Source organism: Paenibacillus sp. EPM92 (assembly GCF_016586185.1).
In the GTDB taxonomy this organism is placed as follows: domain Bacteria; phylum Bacillota; class Bacilli; order Paenibacillales; family NBRC-103111; genus Paenibacillus_G; species Paenibacillus_G validus.
Window position 1 is genome coordinate 201643 of record NZ_BCPS01000064.1, and the last position, 16723, is coordinate 218365.

A 16723-nucleotide genomic window follows, 5' to 3' on the forward strand; every position below is an offset into this window, starting at 1 on the left:
GAGTTGTTTCTCATCCAATTCATGCCAATTTGAAGGAGGATTTGCACTCATGTCAGAACGCAAGCTTGCTTTGGAAACGTTAGCTGTTCATGCCGGCCAGGAAATCGATCCGACGACGAGATCCCGAGCGGTACCCTTGTATCAAACAACGTCCTACGGATTCCGGGATACGGATCACGCGGCCAATTTGTTCGGTTTGAAAGAGTTCGGTAACATATATACCCGCTTAATGAACCCGACCACGGACGTTTTCGAGAAGCGGGTGGCAGCGCTTGAAGGCGGGCTGGCGGCCCTCGCTACCGCATCCGGACAAGCTGCGATCACCTACTCCATCTTAAATATTGCCGGAGCGGGAGATGAGATCGTCTCCGCCTCCAGCCTGTATGGCGGCACTTATAATTTATTTGCGATTACGCTGGCGAAGCTTGGTATTCGCGTCCATTTCGTCGATCCCGCCGATCCGGAAAATTTCCGCCGAGCGATCACGCCGAACACGAAAGCTGTGTTTGCCGAGACGATCGGCAATCCAAGGGGCGATGTGTTCGATGTGGAAGCGGTTGCTGCAATTGCGCACGAACACGGCATTCCGTTAATCGTCGACAACACGTTCCCAAGCCCGTATTTGCTTCGTCCGATCGAACACGGCGCCGATATCGTTGTTCATTCGGCGACGAAATTTATCGGCGGACACGGGACGTCCATCGGGGGCGTGATCGTGGACGGCGGCCGCTTCGATTGGAAAGCGAGCGGTAAGTTTCCGGGCTTGACCGAAGCCGATCCGAGCTACCATGGCCTCGTCTATACGGAAGCGGTTGGACCGATCGCCTATATTATCAAAGCTCGGGTGCAGCTGCTGCGCGATATGGGGGCGGCGATCTCGCCGTTCAACTCTTTCCAGCTGCTGCAAGGACTCGAGACGCTGCATCTGCGTATGGAGCGGCACAGCACCAATGCATTGGCCGTGGCCCGCTTTCTGGAAAAGCACCCGTCCGTGGAATGGGTCAGCTATGCCGGTCTGGAAAGCCATCCGTCCTACTCGCTTGCTCAGAAATATTTGCCGAAAGGCCAGGGCGCAATTCTGACGTTCGGCATTCAGGGCGGCGTCGAAGCCGGCCGGAAGCTGATCAATGCGGTGCAGTTGTTCTCTCATCTGGCTAACGTGGGCGATTCGAAGTCGCTGATCATTCACCCCGCCAGCACGACGCATCAGCAGCTCTCGGAGCAGGAGCAGGCTTCGGCCGGTGTATTGCCAGGCATGATACGTTTATCGGTCGGCACCGAGGCGATTGATGATATCCTCTATGATTTGGACCAAGCAATCCAAGCAAGCCAGCAGTAAAGGAGAAGAGCTTGACCATGACTCGACGCAAAGACTGGGACACTTATTTTATGGATATCGCTTATATGGCGTCTACTCGATCGCAATGCGGCCGCAGGCACGTCGGGGCTGTGCTCGTGCAGGGCAAAAAACTGCTGGGCACCGCCTACAACGGAGCCCCGTCGGGCGTGCTGGATTGCTCGGAAGCAGGCTGCATGCTCGTTGAAGAATACGAGCTCGTCGATACAGCAAGCGGAGAGCAGGTAATCAAGAAGCAGCGATGCATCCGCACGATTCATGCGGAGCAAAACCTGCTGCTGTTCACCGACCGCGAGGACCGGGAAGGCTCGAGCGTGTATGTGACCGATCAACCGTGCTGGACGTGTGCCAACATGCTGGCGAACAGCGGCATTGTGGAGATCGTGTACCATCGGGCGTATCCGAAGGACAGCGAGAAAGTCAGCGCGTTAATGGCCCAAAAAGGATTGACGTTCCGGCGTATGGCAGAATATGAACCGCCGTCCGGTACGTTAGCCGAAGTGAAAAATTAATCGATTGCCAAGAGGAAGAACCTCCAAATGATTTGCCGACAGGCGAATGACGGGAGGTTCTTTTTTTTGCTTATGCAGGGGGAGATGGGACTTGGGTTTGGCCGAAAGACCGGTCGTTCTGATCGTGCTGTGTTGGACGCTCGGCTATGTATTGGCGTACGTGTGGGGTCTGCAAACCGCAGGGATATATATGGCCTTAGCCGGTATCGCGTTCAGCGCGCTTCTTGCGGCGGCGAAGCCGAGAGGCTGGATGTGGCTGCTTGCCGCGGTTACCGTGCTGACGGCTGCCGGCTGGTATGGGGCGTACGATGATCGAAACCGGACCCTTATCGCTCCGGCCGCCGAGGAGGTGGAGCAGGTCGCTTTCCGCGGTCGCCTTGTGACGCCGGTAACGGTGGACGGAGATCGCGTTTCCTTTCAGGCGGTGGCGGAATCGGTTAAGCTGCCGGACGCGCAAAGGGTAGGTGAGGAGGGCGGTGAAGCTAGGGGCGAGAAGCTGCAGGTGTCCGTACGCTTGTTGAAGCAGGAGGAACAGCTCATGGCTGCGAGCTGGCGGCGCGGGGACCGGATTGAAATGACGGGAACGCTGAAACGGCCGTCAGAGGCACGCAATTTCGGCGCGTTTGATTACCGGCGATATTTGTATATGCACCATATTCATTGGCAGTTGACCGTCAAAGGAACGGAAGCAATCGTCGTGACGGCCCCAGGTCGCGGCGATTGGGGAGTGTGGCGGCTCGGGAGGTGGAACGACCGTTTTCGGGACGCGCTCGCTTCGAAAGTGGACGCGTTGTTTCCCGAAGAACAAAGCGGCTTTATGAAAGGCATGCTGATCGGCTTGACGGATGAGATCGACCCGGAGCAATTCGACGCTTTTTCCCGGCTTGGTTTGACGCATATTATTGCGATTTCCGGATTAAACGTAGCGATCTTTCTAGGCTGCCTGATCTGGCTGCTGCGGCGCATCGGATTGACCCGTGAGACCTATCTGTGGACGGCGATGGGCTTTATCCCGCTCTATATAGCGGCAACCGGGGGCTCTCCTTCCATCGTCCGCGCCGGGATGATGGCGATGATCGGCCTGTACGCGGCTTACCGTAACCGGTTGAAGGACGGCCTGCACCTCGCGTTCATCACCGGACTTGCCATGCTCGCGTGGCATCCCTATTACTTGACCGATGTCAGTTTTCAGCTCTCGTTTCTCGTGACGATCGGCATTATCGTTCTTGTGCCGAAGGTGAGCAAGCTGCTTCCGGTCACGAATGTGAAGCTGCGCGACGCCTTGTCGATCACGCTTGTCGCACAATTCGTATCGTTTCCGCTGACGATCTATTATTTCAATCAATTTTCGCTGCTGTCCTTTGCCGCCAACTTGGCGCTCGTTCCGGTTTTCAGTTTAGTTGTCATGCCGGTCGGAACGGTTGCCATGCTGCTTGGATTCGTGTCTATGGAGGCGGGCGGCATACTGGCCTGGATCGTGGAGAAGGTCAACGGGCTGTTATTTGCGGTTGTGACTTGGTGCAGCGAGCTGCGGTTGTTTCAGACGATTTGGCCCAGTCCAACCGTCGGTTGGATGGTCTTCTATTACGGAGGGCTGGCGGGGCTTGTATGGCTGGGGCTGCAAAGGAAGCAGCAAGTTGAATCCGCTTCGGAAGACAGCGGGCCTATGCTGGATTCGGTTCTTGTTATGCACTGGAAAACACGCTTGCATCGATGGAACCGCCGTGTCCTGCTGCCTGGGGCTGTCATTGGCTTAGGACTGGTGTTGTGGGCAGGGTACCGTCCGCTGCAGGAATATTCGCGGCAGGGCAAGGTGCAGTTTATTGACGTCGGACAAGGGGACAGCATCTTGATCCATTCTCCTGGAGAGGCCAGACACATCTTGGTCGACGGCGGGGGAACGGTGTCGTTTCGCAAGCCCGGGGAATCATGGAAGGAGCGGAGAGACCCATATGAGATCGGCCGCAAAACGCTCGTGCCGCTTCTGAAAAAGCGCGGCATCCAGCAGATCGACGAGCTCATCGTGACGCATCAGGACGAGGATCATTTCGGGGGGCTGCAGGCGGTCCTGGAAGACATTCCGGTGAAAAGGCTGCTGTTTAACGGAACGTTGAAGCCAATCCCGAAGGTGAAGCAGTTGTTTGAAACGGCACTTGCCCGGGGCACTCAGCTTGTCCCGATACAAGCCGGAGACCGGTTGAAGGTCGGGGCGGATACCGAGCTGTTATTTTTATTTCCCTTCAGTGAGATGGCGCAGCCGGAACGCACGACGGTCCGGTTGGAATCCGATCAAAATCCGATCTCGCTCGTATTCATGATGAAGATGGGCGGAACGCGATGGCTTTTTACGGGAGATATCGGAGTGAAGCAGGAACTGGAGCTGCTGGAACGTTGGTCCGCACTAACTCCGGAGCAGGGGGGAGGCTTGCATTTGCTGGAACAGCCGATCGATGTGTTGAAAGTCGCCCACCACGGAAGTAAATCGTCAACCGCCGACCCATGGTTGGAAGCTTGGCGGCCGAAACAAGCGGTCATCTCCGCCGGAGCGAACAATGTGTACGGGCACCCGAGTCCGCAGGTGACGGAGCGGTTAAGCAGCCGCGGTACGCTGATTCACCGAACGGACCGCCACGGGGAGGTGCAAATGATGGTGAAGGAGGGGCAAATCTCCGTTCGCAGGAAGTTGGAATGAGGTGACAAGTGGATTGAAGGAATATGTAAATTAGGATAAAATACCCATATATTCAGATCGAAAGAAAGGGTTAAATCGGATTTTATGTTGAGGGTGATATCGATATTATCGAGTAAAAACGACAACAATCCAATATCGCAGTACATGTCTTTTTAACGATGAACGCATCGATATTGTCTATTTATGTAACTGAAACGACTTTGAGCGAAGTGGACGGGCATTGGGCTGACGATCAAATCCATCAGGCGATTGATGAAAAAGTATGTTGACGGCTACATCGATGGCACTATTAAATCTGAGCAAAACGTTAGCCGGGTTTATTGGCCGCTCAATAATTGATTACTAAAGGAGCTAATAATTATGAGGAAAAAAAGAATTATTTCGTTATCGATCGTTGCAGTATTGGGACTATACGTTGGCATTGAGAAAAGTCGGGCGAGTTTTTCTGATACGGCTGGACATTGGGGCGCTGATGCGATTAACAAGGCCATTCAACTCAAAGTTGTGGATGGATACCCTGACGGTTCGTTTAAGCCTGAACAAAGCGTTAGCCGTGCCGAGTTCATGAAGATGACGGCAACAGCTTTAAAACTCAAGTTGGATTCGGTTGAGCAAGGTTCGGGCTGGTACAAAGCCTATGTTAAGGCACTCACGGATGCGGGAATCACGCGGGACCGAGACTTTGCTACAGAAGACTGGAACGCGCCGATCACACGGCTGGAAATGTCCCGCATTGCGGTACGCGCAACGGATGCAGATCTGCAGAAGAAGGAATTCAATATCGACAATGCTTCGGTCATGTTCAATGCGACGAAGACCGGCTTGATTCAAGGTTTGGCCAATGGCGAACTGGCCGTGGATGCGCCCACAACGAGGGCGCAATCCGTTACGATCATCGACCGGATCTTGAAGGTGAATAACGGGGAGAAGCTACAGGTGGACAAGTACGCGGCGAGTAATGCGGAAATTGATCTGCGCGGTAGCAACTTTGAAACCGTGTGGAATATGAGGATTAAAACGCTCCCTGTTACGGAAAAAATAAATGACCATTTGGAGTTAACGATTCACAAGATGGTTGTTGTTGATACAAAGAAGCCTGATTCTGCATATTTTGATTTATTTGAGGAAATGGCTTCCGACTATTGGGGATACCCTTATGTTATGGGGGCGTACATTACTTTAAAGAATAAAGCTACACAAGAAGAAAATATTATTTGGCCAAGGCAAATTATTACTACATTACTTGGAAATACAGCGAAGGCTAGTCAAGACAACATTGTAAATTTCAAAACGAATAAAGATGGAGAATATACTGGTTGGGTTTCATTTAGATTCGAGAGAGAGAAATTAGATGGGTTCTTTGCAGAAGGAGGATATCCATTAATTGAGATTCACTTACCATCTAAACAATTGAATCTTATGTACAACGAGTAGTTCACAAAGGCGGTATTTCAATGGCTTATAAAAAACTTATATTCAAAGCGATACGTTATATCGTTCTTATAACCATTGTGACTTCTTGTCTTCCGCTGGATTTGATTCCGTCTGCAAACGCCGCTACAGAGCAGAGCGTTCGAGTTTTTGTTGATTTTTCCAGCTCCAACACAACGGGATCAAGTGCCGAACTTCCTATGATGCATTCAAAGGATACCAGAAAATCCGTAAATGTGGATGTGGGTTCTTTAGTTAAAGGTAACATCACATCGTGGAAGTTTATGTTTCATGGCGCTGATAAATCCTCGGTAGCTACCTTAAACGGATACAGCTTGTCCATTAATAATTTGGACGGTAAGCAGCAAACCGTTTACGGAAAAATGGACACCAATCCGGGTCATTATATCTATAGGCTGCCCAGCGGGAAAAGATGGGAGCATAAAGGGGAAAAAACAGCGATATGGCAATTTGATGCTAACCCATCAACGGATACGAACGGTGATGGAGCAAGCGACTATCCTGGCACAGTACCTTCGACCGGATATATTCGTCAACCCGATCAAGCTTTGGCATCAAACACTCCCCAATCCTATGATTCGGCTCCCCCTCTTAATGGCCGGGATTTGCGGTACAATGGTACGGATGGGATAGCCCCTGATTGGAACGGGAGAGGGGCTGCTGCCACAGCTGCGTATGAAGCGGAGCCGCCAACAAAGTTTTATGATGATAAAACCAAAATTGGAAATGGAACTGCTACAACGATTTCATCTAATGATGTTGTAAACATTCGCATTTCAAGAGCAAGTTCTAAACCAGATGTACGTGCTGTTCCCCTTCCAACTCCTTTCGATTGGGGGCCATCTGCAAATAACAAAGGTATGGTTAAAGTATTTCGAAACTTATCGAATAATTTAGAAGAAGTAGTCGATTATGAAGCTTTTCCAGATACTACCAGTCAACATGCGGAGCTTCGAAATTACTTCATGAAGGTAGACACCGAATGGGAAGGGGAAACCTATCTCTACCAAGGCTATTTTGACATCACGTATCAAATACCAACCAAGCCTGACATTGTAGCAGATAAGCTAACCGCTGACAAAGCTTGCTTTAAAGCTGGGGATACCGTTAATTTTGAATATTCGTTTCGAGTGATTGGTCAAGATATTTCAACGCCGTTTAAGGTTCAAATCAAGGTCGATTCTACCGTTTTACGAACGGATGATTTCAATGGGACTTACACGACCGGCTTGAAATGGGGAAGAACGTTCAGTTATACATTCTCATCATCCGTTGCTAAATCTATAACGATTACGTTTGATTCTGAAAATAACATTTCGGAGGATCGAGAAGATAATAATGTCATCATTGAAACCTATACGCCGAGCGCAACATGTGATCAAGATTCTCCACCGGAAGTAATAACTGGCGAACTCGTATTGGAAAAGACAACGATGAAATTCGGCGAAAGCAATCTCATCAACAACAAAAACGTTACGGTTACAGGAGGAAACGGCTGCTCACTTGCTGAATTGAGCTATACCTTAACTCAAGGCAGCTTGACTCAGACATATAAAAACGGTTATCTCTATTCCGTAAACTTCTCGGGGCCGCCGTACCCGAAAAGCATGGGGGCAGGAACGGTTAGCGTTACCATGCAAATTAAGAGTACCTGCGGGACAATAAAAATAGTTACTCCCAAGACGTTCGAAATAACGAAGGATCCAGATAACAGTCCACCTGTGTTTGATGGTTCATTTTTCCAAGGGTATAACACCGCTGGTTATCCTCCAATACAAGAAGTCATTGTAGGAAATAGGGTTGATCTGGGCGTGGTAAATGATCCTACGACAAACCCTAAAACCCCGTATGATCCGGATGGAGATCCCGTCATCTATTATTGGAATTGGGAGGGCAGCTCCAGTGCATGGATCAGAGGTCTAAAGGGAAAGCATGATCTTTGGGATTATGGCGATCACTTTGGTCCGTTTGTTGCCGATGTCGAAGGCACACACACCATCGAGGTCACGGCCATCGATAAACGCGGCGCGGTAACCGGACCCAAGCGCGTTACATTGAAAGTAGTGCCGGAGAATCCGCCGCCAATACCTGTTATCACGTTGCCGCCGAAGGTCATTGAGGGCAGACCATTTACGCCGGACATTAGTGGCGCGGACAGCTATTCGCCGCGTAAAGATCGTACGATTGTACAGTATGACTGGACCGGTAAACAAGCTATTTACCCTACAGCCGGAGGGTATCCTATCACTTTGTCGGTTGTAGATAGCGGCGGAATCAGATCTACATCACCGGCTGAGGCAACCTTAAATGTACAACCAGATTTGCCGCCTGTGGCAAGACTGAATAATCCTGGGTACGGTACTCGAGGATCTGCAATTAATTTCAAGGATACTTCGTACAGCCCGGATGATGACCCAATAAGTGTGCATACGCTCACCATGTCTTACGACAGTAACAATGATGGTTCGTTTTCTGGGGAAAGTTCATGGGCAGTAACGACAGACGCAGCAGGAAACTTCTCTTACACGCCAACTAAGATAGGTAAATACAACATTCGCATTTTCATTAAAGAGGGGGTTGGGTATCAGAAATCGGACCAGAAAGATTTTCAATTCGAGGTTGTGAACGAAGCGCCGGAAGCTAGTTTTTACATTCAAGGTTCCGACTTCTTCCCGCCTGAAATCGTAACCAAAAGCTATTCGACTTCTGATCTCATAAATAACTGGAAAACTTCGACCGTTTATGAGGGTGTAAAAGCAAATAAGGAATATGTATACAATCCCGGGGAGGACGCTTTAGAAACTCCTACGGCACCTGTTGATTTGCATACTCCGTCCGTTGGGGCGCCCAATTTTACAAAGTATTCCTTTAGTTGCGCATCTCAGTATTGTGGCGGACCTGACGTTCTTTCGCCAAATTTGATTGGGGTGAAAGCCTGGGATAGCGTTTATTTCACAAACCCTAATTGGGCTGGATCAGGGTACTACCAAGCCGCTCGATGGACCACCAATTATAATATTCAAATTGGAGGTTACGATGTAGAGCAAGATCGTGTTTGGTATATCACAAAATATGATGTAACTGAAAATAGCCTATGGGTGTGGAAAGTAACAAGTTTGGTATATAGAATTTCAGATTTGGCGATGGCGGGAGCGTCCGGGACGACTAATATGCCTGCTCCGGTATGGCAGCGTGCGGAAACTATAGGATATTTCGATCAGGCCACACCTCCACCGTCCAATGTGTTTTATATACCACCCGAAAAGAAACCTGTAGTACAGAAATATTCCTTTGTCAAAGAGGGAACCAAAACCGCTAAAAAGATTTACGGACCCTCCGGTGAGTTGGTTGTCAGTCTGCCAGATGCCCAAGGAATCAAGTTTTTCGGGGATACGATGATTTACTTCACGCATACAAGGACAGAGGATTATACTTTTATACATTATGACATCTTCATCAATTTTTATGATCTGAAGTCAAAAACACCTATAGGTTTACCTCAAAAAACAGGTCATTATTATTTTGATAAAGAATACGTATCTTCTAGTCAAAAGGATATTTACCCGATGTCTGACAATCGAATAATGGTAACTAGAGATGGGAAAGTAGTTTTGATAGATAGGTTTATTAATTCCTGGAATAACTCTACCAATCCTATTTATTATTTATTCGACATTAGGGGTAACCAGCTGATTAAGCAAGAACTTTCTGATCCTACTTTCCCTGTTGGTGTTGCGCCGATTATGTTAGAGGACGGCAAGCTTTACTTCTTTTACCCTAATGGCACCAACTTTGAGGTTCGCAAGACCGATTTTACTTCTCCACCAGTAGGCGCTGAATCTTTTAACTATGGACAGTTCTACAACGAATCCGAAACATTGGACAATGGGGAAATTGCACAGAAGGTCAAATTCAACTACAACAACTTTGCAAGTGGACCTTCCGCGGGTATTTCTGCAAGAATGGCTGACCATCGCAATATGTACAGGTTGGAGTTAGCCGCAGATAAGGTACGGATCGTAAAAATCGTAAATGGCGTAAAAACAACGCTTGGCGAAGTCGGGTATGCGATTTCATATCGTAATTACTATGACATGAAAATCAAACTGAACGGCAATCGTATCCGGGGGTACATAAACGGCGTACCATTGCTGGATGTGCAGGATTCGACTTTTACTAGCGGTTCTTTTGGGCCCTTCTCGGAAACGTCTTATGTGCTTATTAAAGGGCTCTCAACAACGAAGTACATCGGCAACAACAACCAGCTTCAAAATGTCGGTATCGTAGGAACGCAGCTCGATTATGTCAAAAGCTATTCAGATCTAGAGAATGACCCTGCGATTGAAAACATGACAAGATGGACTTACACGCACACCGAGCCGAATAAATTTCTAGATGCAGGGGATGGTTACTCTGGAATCTCATCGCTAAACGGCCATACGGTAACATCACCTTATGCAGTGCTGGATAAGGTCGGGACGTACAAAATCGATTATCAGATCCCCGACGATCCGGCCCCGGCTGGTTACAAGTATCCGGACAATACATTTGCTGCTTACCGCAAATACTCGGATTTGTCGAGCACTTACGTCACGATACATCGCAGGCCGGTTTCGTTCTTTACGTTGACAATCAATGCGGATAAAAGCGTGGCATGGCAGGATGCATCCTACGACCCTGACAGATGGCTTAGCCCGTCGAATTACTCGACCGAAGCTACCGGTATCGATTACCGCACAAACAGAGGAGTTATCGAGTACAAACGGACCTACACGACCCCAAGCGGCGCGACGATCAACGGTCAGCTATCAAGGCCGACAGAATGGGGTTGGTATACGGTCAGACAAGCGGTCAAGGACGAATATGGGGCTTGGAGCGATTGGCACGAGGTTTTCATCTGGCTGGAGCCTGCACCGAATAACCCGCCTGCCGTTGCTTTAACTTTCCCGACAGGCACTTATGCTTCACCAACGCCGGTAAGCTTGAAACCGACCATCACTTGGAACCAGTGGGACCCTGATCCGAATACGACCTTCAGCGTCTTTAATCTAACAGTAAAAGACGAGTGGGGGAATTGTATCGAATGTCTCTCCAACAGAGCCATGTACACGCAAAACACATCTTGGGCGTGGACGATGGACGTACCGCTGGTGATGGGGAGGAAATATCAAGCGCAGGTGCAAGTTGTCGATGACGGCAATTTAGCCTCTCCATGGAGCGGCATCGGCTGGATGTCGACGAACAGCCCGCCTTCCGCCTATATGAGCGATCCGTGGGGAACCGAAAGCAGCCCGACTTTGAAAAACACAGTACGACCCGATCTTATATTTGCCCAAACCGATTCTGATCCTGGAACAACCTATATGTACATGCAGCTCCAAATTACAAATGCCGATCAGACCGTCACGATCAAAGACAGCGGTAAAGTATGTCAGCGATGGTCGGGAGGCGTTTGTGTCGGAACCACAAGTGTGTCGAACCGCTACAATTTTAATGAAGATCTCCCTGCCGGTCAAAAGCTGCGTGTGAGAGTGAAAGTGTGGGATGTGCGACTTGTTCCGCTACAACCGTGCCATACGGGAAATGCGGGGATTTGATATCAAATCCAACTTTGTATCCGAAGATGGGAATGAGGGATCCATGTTTCCTGAAACCATCTCGTTAATACTCCTGCATGCGGGAAGCGGGCAGCGCTTGCCGTATGACGCCAGGTGAAGTCGGCAGAAGGTAAGCTGGAGCCGCTCGATAAGAGAAGGTATGCGGACCGATATGCCGGACGGCTGAAAAGCAGGCTATGGTGAGCATGACCGAACGGTCTGACAAACTGCCGAATGTACGGGGCTATACACTTGACATATGGAAACATATGGACCAACCCTGCGTTGGTGTGGGCGGCGAAAAGTACGAATGTCCTATAGGAAATTCGCTATGCCGAACGATGGCGGCATCCGGCCCACAGTCTCAGAGGCAGCACCTAAGGCCTGCATAGGATAGCTAGGATACAAGGAACAAGGAAAGCAAGGGACGTCCATGCATCGAACTGCCATTCGGGACGGCTGCTATAAGACCTGTAAGTCGAAGTGCAGTTACCCTTGTGAGAGCAGGGGCACGACTCATGAAGTACCTGTAATGGGTATGGAGGAACAGCCCCAAGTCTTCTTTCCAAGAGAAGATGGAACGCCGTGTGCGCGGAAACGCGCATGCACGGTGTGGTGGAGGGGAAAAGGCGGAGATTGTATCAAACCCTTACCTATTCCAATCAATATGGTACAGCATCGGACTGGTCGCCGGAAGCTTGGATGTTTATCAACCGAGGACCTACGGGCTTGCTCGCTTTTGACACGCCGATCTACGAGCACGATACGCCGACGTTTACGGTCGCGGTCGCGGACCCCGACGGAGATTCGATGAACGTTCAAGTCGAAAGCAGCTATAACGGCGGCGCTTACGTGAATTTGATCCAATGGTCCGGCGTTCCTTCCGGAGAGCCGAAGGCGTTCTCGCACGGACCGCTGGCCCGCGGTACCTATACGTTTCGACTAACTGTGAATGACGGTAACGGCGGATCGTATCAGCAAACGTACGTGTTCTACGCTTTGCCGCTCGGGCTTGCCGGACGTGTAAGCCACACCCCGGAGTGGGAAAGCTACCGGCAATTGTGGAACTCCAGGTTTCCGCTGCAGCCTCGCGGTTCGGATATGTTCTGGGCGGGCGAAGCGTTTGTGCTGGCGGCAGATGTGACCGATACCGGAACAAGCTCGACGAAGCCGCTGGCCGTAACGGCGACACTGCTTGCTACCGGCGAATCGGTCGATTTGACAGGGGATTCCTTCCTGGTATTGTACGAAGGAATGCTGCTGAACACCGAGCATCCGTACACGCTGGCGCAAGGCTCCCAAACTTTCCGGTTCAACGTGCAATGGTCCAACGGACTCCATCTAACATACGACGTGCCGATCCGTATCGAGGGGTCTGTCTTCGACGTGATCGTCAATCAAATTCGCCATTAATCGCGCATCATGACGTATAGCCTGTTTTACCCGGACAGCAGTTCTCTTGTTTTCCCAGTTTTTTTCTGTTATATTTCTCACTTGTGGGGTTCTTTCGAAGTCGGAGGAAGCTTCGCGGGTGGGTGAGGGAACATTTCTACAGAAGGATCAATCATGGAGAAAAACAATCGCTGGAAAGCGGTCGTTTACGTGCTTCTGGGCGCAGCTTCTTACGGCGTATTGTCCACTGTCGTGAAACTGGCTTATGCAGGCGGCTTTACGGCGGCGGAAGTGACAGGAAGTCAAGTGCTGTTGGGATGTGCCGCGATGTGGCTGCTCTCCGCCCGGTACTGGAATCGCATTCGGGAGATCTCCGTCATTTCGATGCTGAAAATGATCGGCAGCGGCGTATTTACCGGATTAACGGGCATCTTTTATTATCAATCCCTGCAGCATCTGGACGCGTCGTTCGCCGTGCTGCTTTTATTTCAATTTACATGGATGGGGATGGCGCTCGAATGGCTGCTGCACGGCAAACGTCCGGGACGCCCCCAAGCGGCCGGCGCCGTCGTCGTCTGGGTCGGAACGCTGCTCGCTTCCGGACTGCTCGAAGGACGGCTGGCCGGTAAAGTCGAATGGCTCGGCATTGCGCTCGGGCTGATCTCGGCGGTCTGCTATACGCTGTTTATTTATTTCAGCGGTAAAGTGGCCGTCGAAGTGCCGCCCTCGCTGCGAAGCGCCTGGATGCTGGCCGGCGCGGCGTTGGTCGTATCGATCGTGTATCCTCCGCACTTTCTTTGGAACGGCGCACTGCTTCACGGGCTGTGGGGGTGGGCTGTCGTGCTGGGCTTGTTCGGGATGGTCTTGCCCCCGTACTTGTTCGCCAAAGGCGCGCCTAAGCTAAACACCGGGTTGACGGCTATTCTCGGCTCCGTCGAGCTGCCAGTCGTCTTGATCTGCTCGAGCCTGCTGCTGCAGGAATCATCGGATGCGGCGCAGTGGATCGGGGTGGCGCTGATCTTAGGCGGCATCGTGATCTCCGAGTGGTACAGCCGCTTGGAAGGGAAGCTCGGAAGCCTAACTTCATAGCATCCTGGCAATCGCGCCGCGATAACCGTTCTTCCCCATCGGGGAGAACGGTTTTTACTTATTTTCAGAAGGAATGCGCCTTGAACGCTGCGACGAATGCCTGGAAAGCCGGTGAGTAATACGCATCCTTGCGATAAATGAATACGGTTTCCACCGTGCGGTGCCGCTCCGGTATAGCGTGAATGCGGATGAGGCCTTCGGCGCTCGCTTTGCTCGCGGCGAGCGATTCGGGAAGTAAAGAGACGCCAAGCCCGGCGGCCACACAGCCGAGAATAGCGTCCAGGTTGCCGAATTCCATAATTTTGACAGGCACGATCCCTTCTTCCAGCAGCCAATGCTTCAAGACGGCCCGGTACGTGCAGCCGCCGCGAAACACAAGGATGGCGCGGGTTCGAGCAAGATCGGCGGAGGTCGTCGAAGTTTGCGAAGCGGCGGTTACCATCACCAGCCGTTCTTCGACGACGCGCTCCTGCATAAGCTCCGGATGCCGGACGGGGCCGGCTACGAAGGCTCCTTCCAAAGCGTAGGACAGCACGGCTTCGATGAGCTCTTCCGTCGGACCTGTCTTTAAGATGAGATCGACATTCGGATACTGCCTATGATAGTTGGCCAAAAAGGCTGGAAGACGCACGGCGGCAGCGGTTTCCATCGAGCCGACGGACAGCGGACCCGCCGGCGAATCCGTATCCCGGACCGCTTTACGGGCTTCGTCGAGCAAACGGAGAACTTGTTCCGCATAGGTGAGGAGCGTTTGGCCGGCAGGCGTCAACGTAATGCCCCGGTTATGGCGGTAGAAGAGCGGGGTTTGCAGCTCTGCTTCCAGCTGCTTGATTTTGGCTGTGACGTTGGATTGCGCGTAATTTAACATTTGGGCGGCTTTCGAAATGCTGCCGGATTCGGCCGCCGAACGAAAAGTTTGCAATAACGAAATATCCATGGCATTACCCACGCTCCTGTCTAGTGCTGATATCAAAATTGTTGATGGGCTCGATCGGTATTGTTTATTGTTCATGATAACAGGAATCGGCTACAATGAACATATTGCACCGATTTGGGAGTATAAGGAGATAGCGTCGTGTGGAATCGTAATCACAACCAAAGCGAGCGCAAAGTGATGATCGGCGGCATCCTCGTTCTGATCATAGCGATGGGGATCGGCAGATTTGCCTTTACGCCGATTGTGCCGCAGATGATGGAGCAGGGGTTCATCGGGGAGAAGGAGGCCGGCACGCTGGCATCCGCGAATTATTTGGGTTATCTGGCCGGTTCGTTGATCGCGGCCTTCTATCCGCCGTCGCGGCGCAGGCTGTTCGCCATCAAGTCGTGGCTGCTGGTCAGCGTCGCTACGACCGCACTCGTGGCGGCTGTGGAATCCATCCCCATCTGGCACGTGCTGCGCTTCGTCTCCGGAGCGGCGAGCGCCTTCCTGTTCATCTACGCTTCAAGTCTCGTGATGGACGTTTGGTCCCTCAAGAAGCGCGCTTCCGCGGCCGTCAGTTCTTTGTACACCGGTGTCGGCTTAGGGATCACGCTGGCCGGCCTCGCCGTGCCCTTCCTCTACGCAGCGTTCGGCTGGAAGGGCTCTTGGTGGGGGCTCGGCGTGATCAGCCTGCCGGGGGTCGCGCTGGCTTGGCGCTGGCTGCGCGACGTACCGGCGGAGCGGACGGAAACGGCGCCGTCCTCGCCTGCGTCTCTTCCCGCCGGCAGGCGCTATGACTTGCGGCAAGGATGGGATGGGCGGTTGCTTGCGGCCTACGGATTAGAGGGACTCGGTTATATCGTTACCGGTACATTCCTGGTCGCTTACGCAGGTCGGCTGCCCGAGGCTGCTGCGATTTCCTCCTGGAGCTGGGTAGCTGTCGGCCTCGCCGCCGTTCCTTCGGGATGGGTATGGTCGTATGCGGCCGAGCGCCTCGGTTTCCGTTATGCGCTTGCTGCCGCATTGGCCGTACAATCGATAGGCATCGTCCTGCCTGTAGCTTTTCCGACGCCGGCAGGGGTCATAGGGAGCGCGGTCTTGTTCGGCGGCACCTTTATCGGGATTGTGACGCTGGCCGTATCCTGGGGCCGGGCGTTGAATCCGCAGCGGAGCGGACGAACGGTCGGCCTCCTGACGGCGGCTTACGGAACCGGGCAGTTTATCGGTCCGGGCGCGGCCGGCTGGCTGATCGCGGAGGCGGGCGAATACGCGACGGCTTTGTTCGGAGCGGCATGCATTGTCGCGGCCGGTATGCTTTTTTTGCTGGCGCCCTTAAAGGAACGCAAATCCAAGCAATTTTTGAAAGGATGAGAAAAGCATGCCATTTGTGAATATCAAAATTACGAACGAAAACGTTACGCCGGAGAAAAAAGCGGAGTTGATCCAAGGCGTCACCCAACTGCTCGTCGATGTGCTCGGTAAAAATCCGCAAACGACGGTCGTCGTCATCGACGAGGTGGAGACGGACAATTGGGGCATCGGCGGCGAAAGCGTGACGAAGCGGCGCTTACAGGGGCGCTAAGACATGAAATCTATAAGGATTCGGGCGGATGTGGCCCGGGTCCTTATTTGTTTGTGCGTTTAACGAAACAAAACCGGTGCTGCCGCGTATAAGTAGAACAGCAAAAATGTGTCCATATAGGAAAATCATGC

Annotated in this window: 10 protein-coding genes; 9 read left to right on the plus strand and 1 reads right to left on the minus strand. The window is 51.7% G+C overall.

The features are described 5' to 3' along the window. The first annotated feature begins 49 nt into the window (after positions 1–49). From JMF85_RS13265 to JMF85_RS13295, 7 genes are all read left to right on the plus strand, one after another. Complete coding sequence (locus JMF85_RS13265; RefSeq protein WP_201318357.1) at positions 50–1339, plus strand: homocysteine synthase; 1290 nt, start codon at positions 50–52, stop codon at positions 1337–1339. Positions 1340–1356: 17 nt separating this feature from the next. Beyond that, entirely contained in the window at positions 1357–1869 is a 513-nt protein-coding gene (locus JMF85_RS13270) for a deoxycytidylate deaminase (protein ID WP_201318358.1), read from the plus strand. A gap of 91 nt (positions 1870–1960) precedes the next feature. Beyond that, positions 1961–4561 (plus strand): DNA internalization-related competence protein ComEC/Rec2, encoded by a 2601-nt coding sequence (locus tag JMF85_RS13275; RefSeq protein WP_236595849.1) that lies wholly within the window; start codon positions 1961–1963, stop codon positions 4559–4561. 360 nt (positions 4562–4921) lie between these two features. Beyond that, positions 4922–5995 (plus strand): S-layer homology domain-containing protein, encoded by a 1074-nt coding sequence (locus JMF85_RS13280; protein ID WP_201318360.1) that lies wholly within the window; start codon positions 4922–4924, stop codon positions 5993–5995. A gap of 20 nt (positions 5996–6015) precedes the next feature. Next, positions 6016–11610 carry a hypothetical protein gene (locus JMF85_RS13285; protein WP_201318361.1) on the plus strand — a complete coding sequence of 1865 codons (5595 nt, stop codon included), beginning with the start codon at positions 6016–6018 and terminating at the stop codon, positions 11608–11610. A 585-nt stretch (positions 11611–12195) separates the two neighbouring features. Beyond that, positions 12196–13023 carry an Ig-like domain-containing protein gene (locus tag JMF85_RS13290; protein ID WP_236595850.1) on the plus strand — a complete coding sequence of 276 codons (828 nt, stop codon included), beginning with the start codon at positions 12196–12198 and terminating at the stop codon, positions 13021–13023. 153 nt (positions 13024–13176) lie between these two features. Beyond that, positions 13177–14091 carry an EamA family transporter gene (locus JMF85_RS13295; RefSeq protein WP_141336051.1) on the plus strand — a complete coding sequence of 305 codons (915 nt, stop codon included), beginning with the start codon at positions 13177–13179 and terminating at the stop codon, positions 14089–14091. A gap of 64 nt (positions 14092–14155) precedes the next feature. On the opposite strand, the gene JMF85_RS13300 is transcribed toward JMF85_RS13295, so the two are convergent. After that, positions 14156–15028: a LysR family transcriptional regulator gene (locus JMF85_RS13300; RefSeq protein WP_054796710.1), complete on the minus strand. Its 873-nt coding sequence runs from the start codon at positions 15026–15028 to the stop codon at positions 14156–14158. A 138-nt stretch (positions 15029–15166) separates the two neighbouring features. On the opposite strand from JMF85_RS13300, the gene JMF85_RS13305 reads away from it, so the two are divergent. Further along, positions 15167–16381: a YbfB/YjiJ family MFS transporter gene (locus tag JMF85_RS13305; RefSeq protein WP_141336052.1), complete on the plus strand. Its 1215-nt coding sequence runs from the start codon at positions 15167–15169 to the stop codon at positions 16379–16381. Positions 16382–16388: 7 nt separating this feature from the next. Further along, on the plus strand, positions 16389–16592 hold the full coding sequence (locus JMF85_RS13310; RefSeq protein WP_127606919.1) for a 2-hydroxymuconate tautomerase family protein: 204 nt from the start codon (positions 16389–16391) through the stop codon (positions 16590–16592). Positions 16593–16723 lie beyond the last annotated feature (131 nt).

Excerpts from the sequence above, each read along its gene's own strand:
- JMF85_RS13265 (WP_201318357.1), top strand. The coding sequence starts at position 50 with ATGTCAGAACGCAAGCTTGCTTTGGAAACGTTAGCTGTTCATGCCGGC.
- JMF85_RS13270 (WP_201318358.1), top strand. The coding sequence starts at position 1,357 with ATGACTCGACGCAAAGACTGGGACACTTATTTTATGGATATCGCTTAT.
- JMF85_RS13280 (WP_201318360.1), top strand. The coding sequence starts at position 4,922 with ATGAGGAAAAAAAGAATTATTTCGTTATCGATCGTTGCAGTATTGGGA.
- JMF85_RS13285 (WP_201318361.1), top strand. The coding sequence starts at position 6,016 with ATGGCTTATAAAAAACTTATATTCAAAGCGATACGTTATATCGTTCTT.
- JMF85_RS13295 (WP_141336051.1), top strand. The coding sequence starts at position 13,177 with ATGGAGAAAAACAATCGCTGGAAAGCGGTCGTTTACGTGCTTCTGGGC.
- JMF85_RS13300 (WP_054796710.1), bottom strand. The coding sequence starts at position 15,028 with ATGGATATTTCGTTATTGCAAACTTTTCGTTCGGCGGCCGAATCCGGC.
- JMF85_RS13310 (WP_127606919.1), top strand. The coding sequence starts at position 16,389 with ATGCCATTTGTGAATATCAAAATTACGAACGAAAACGTTACGCCGGAG.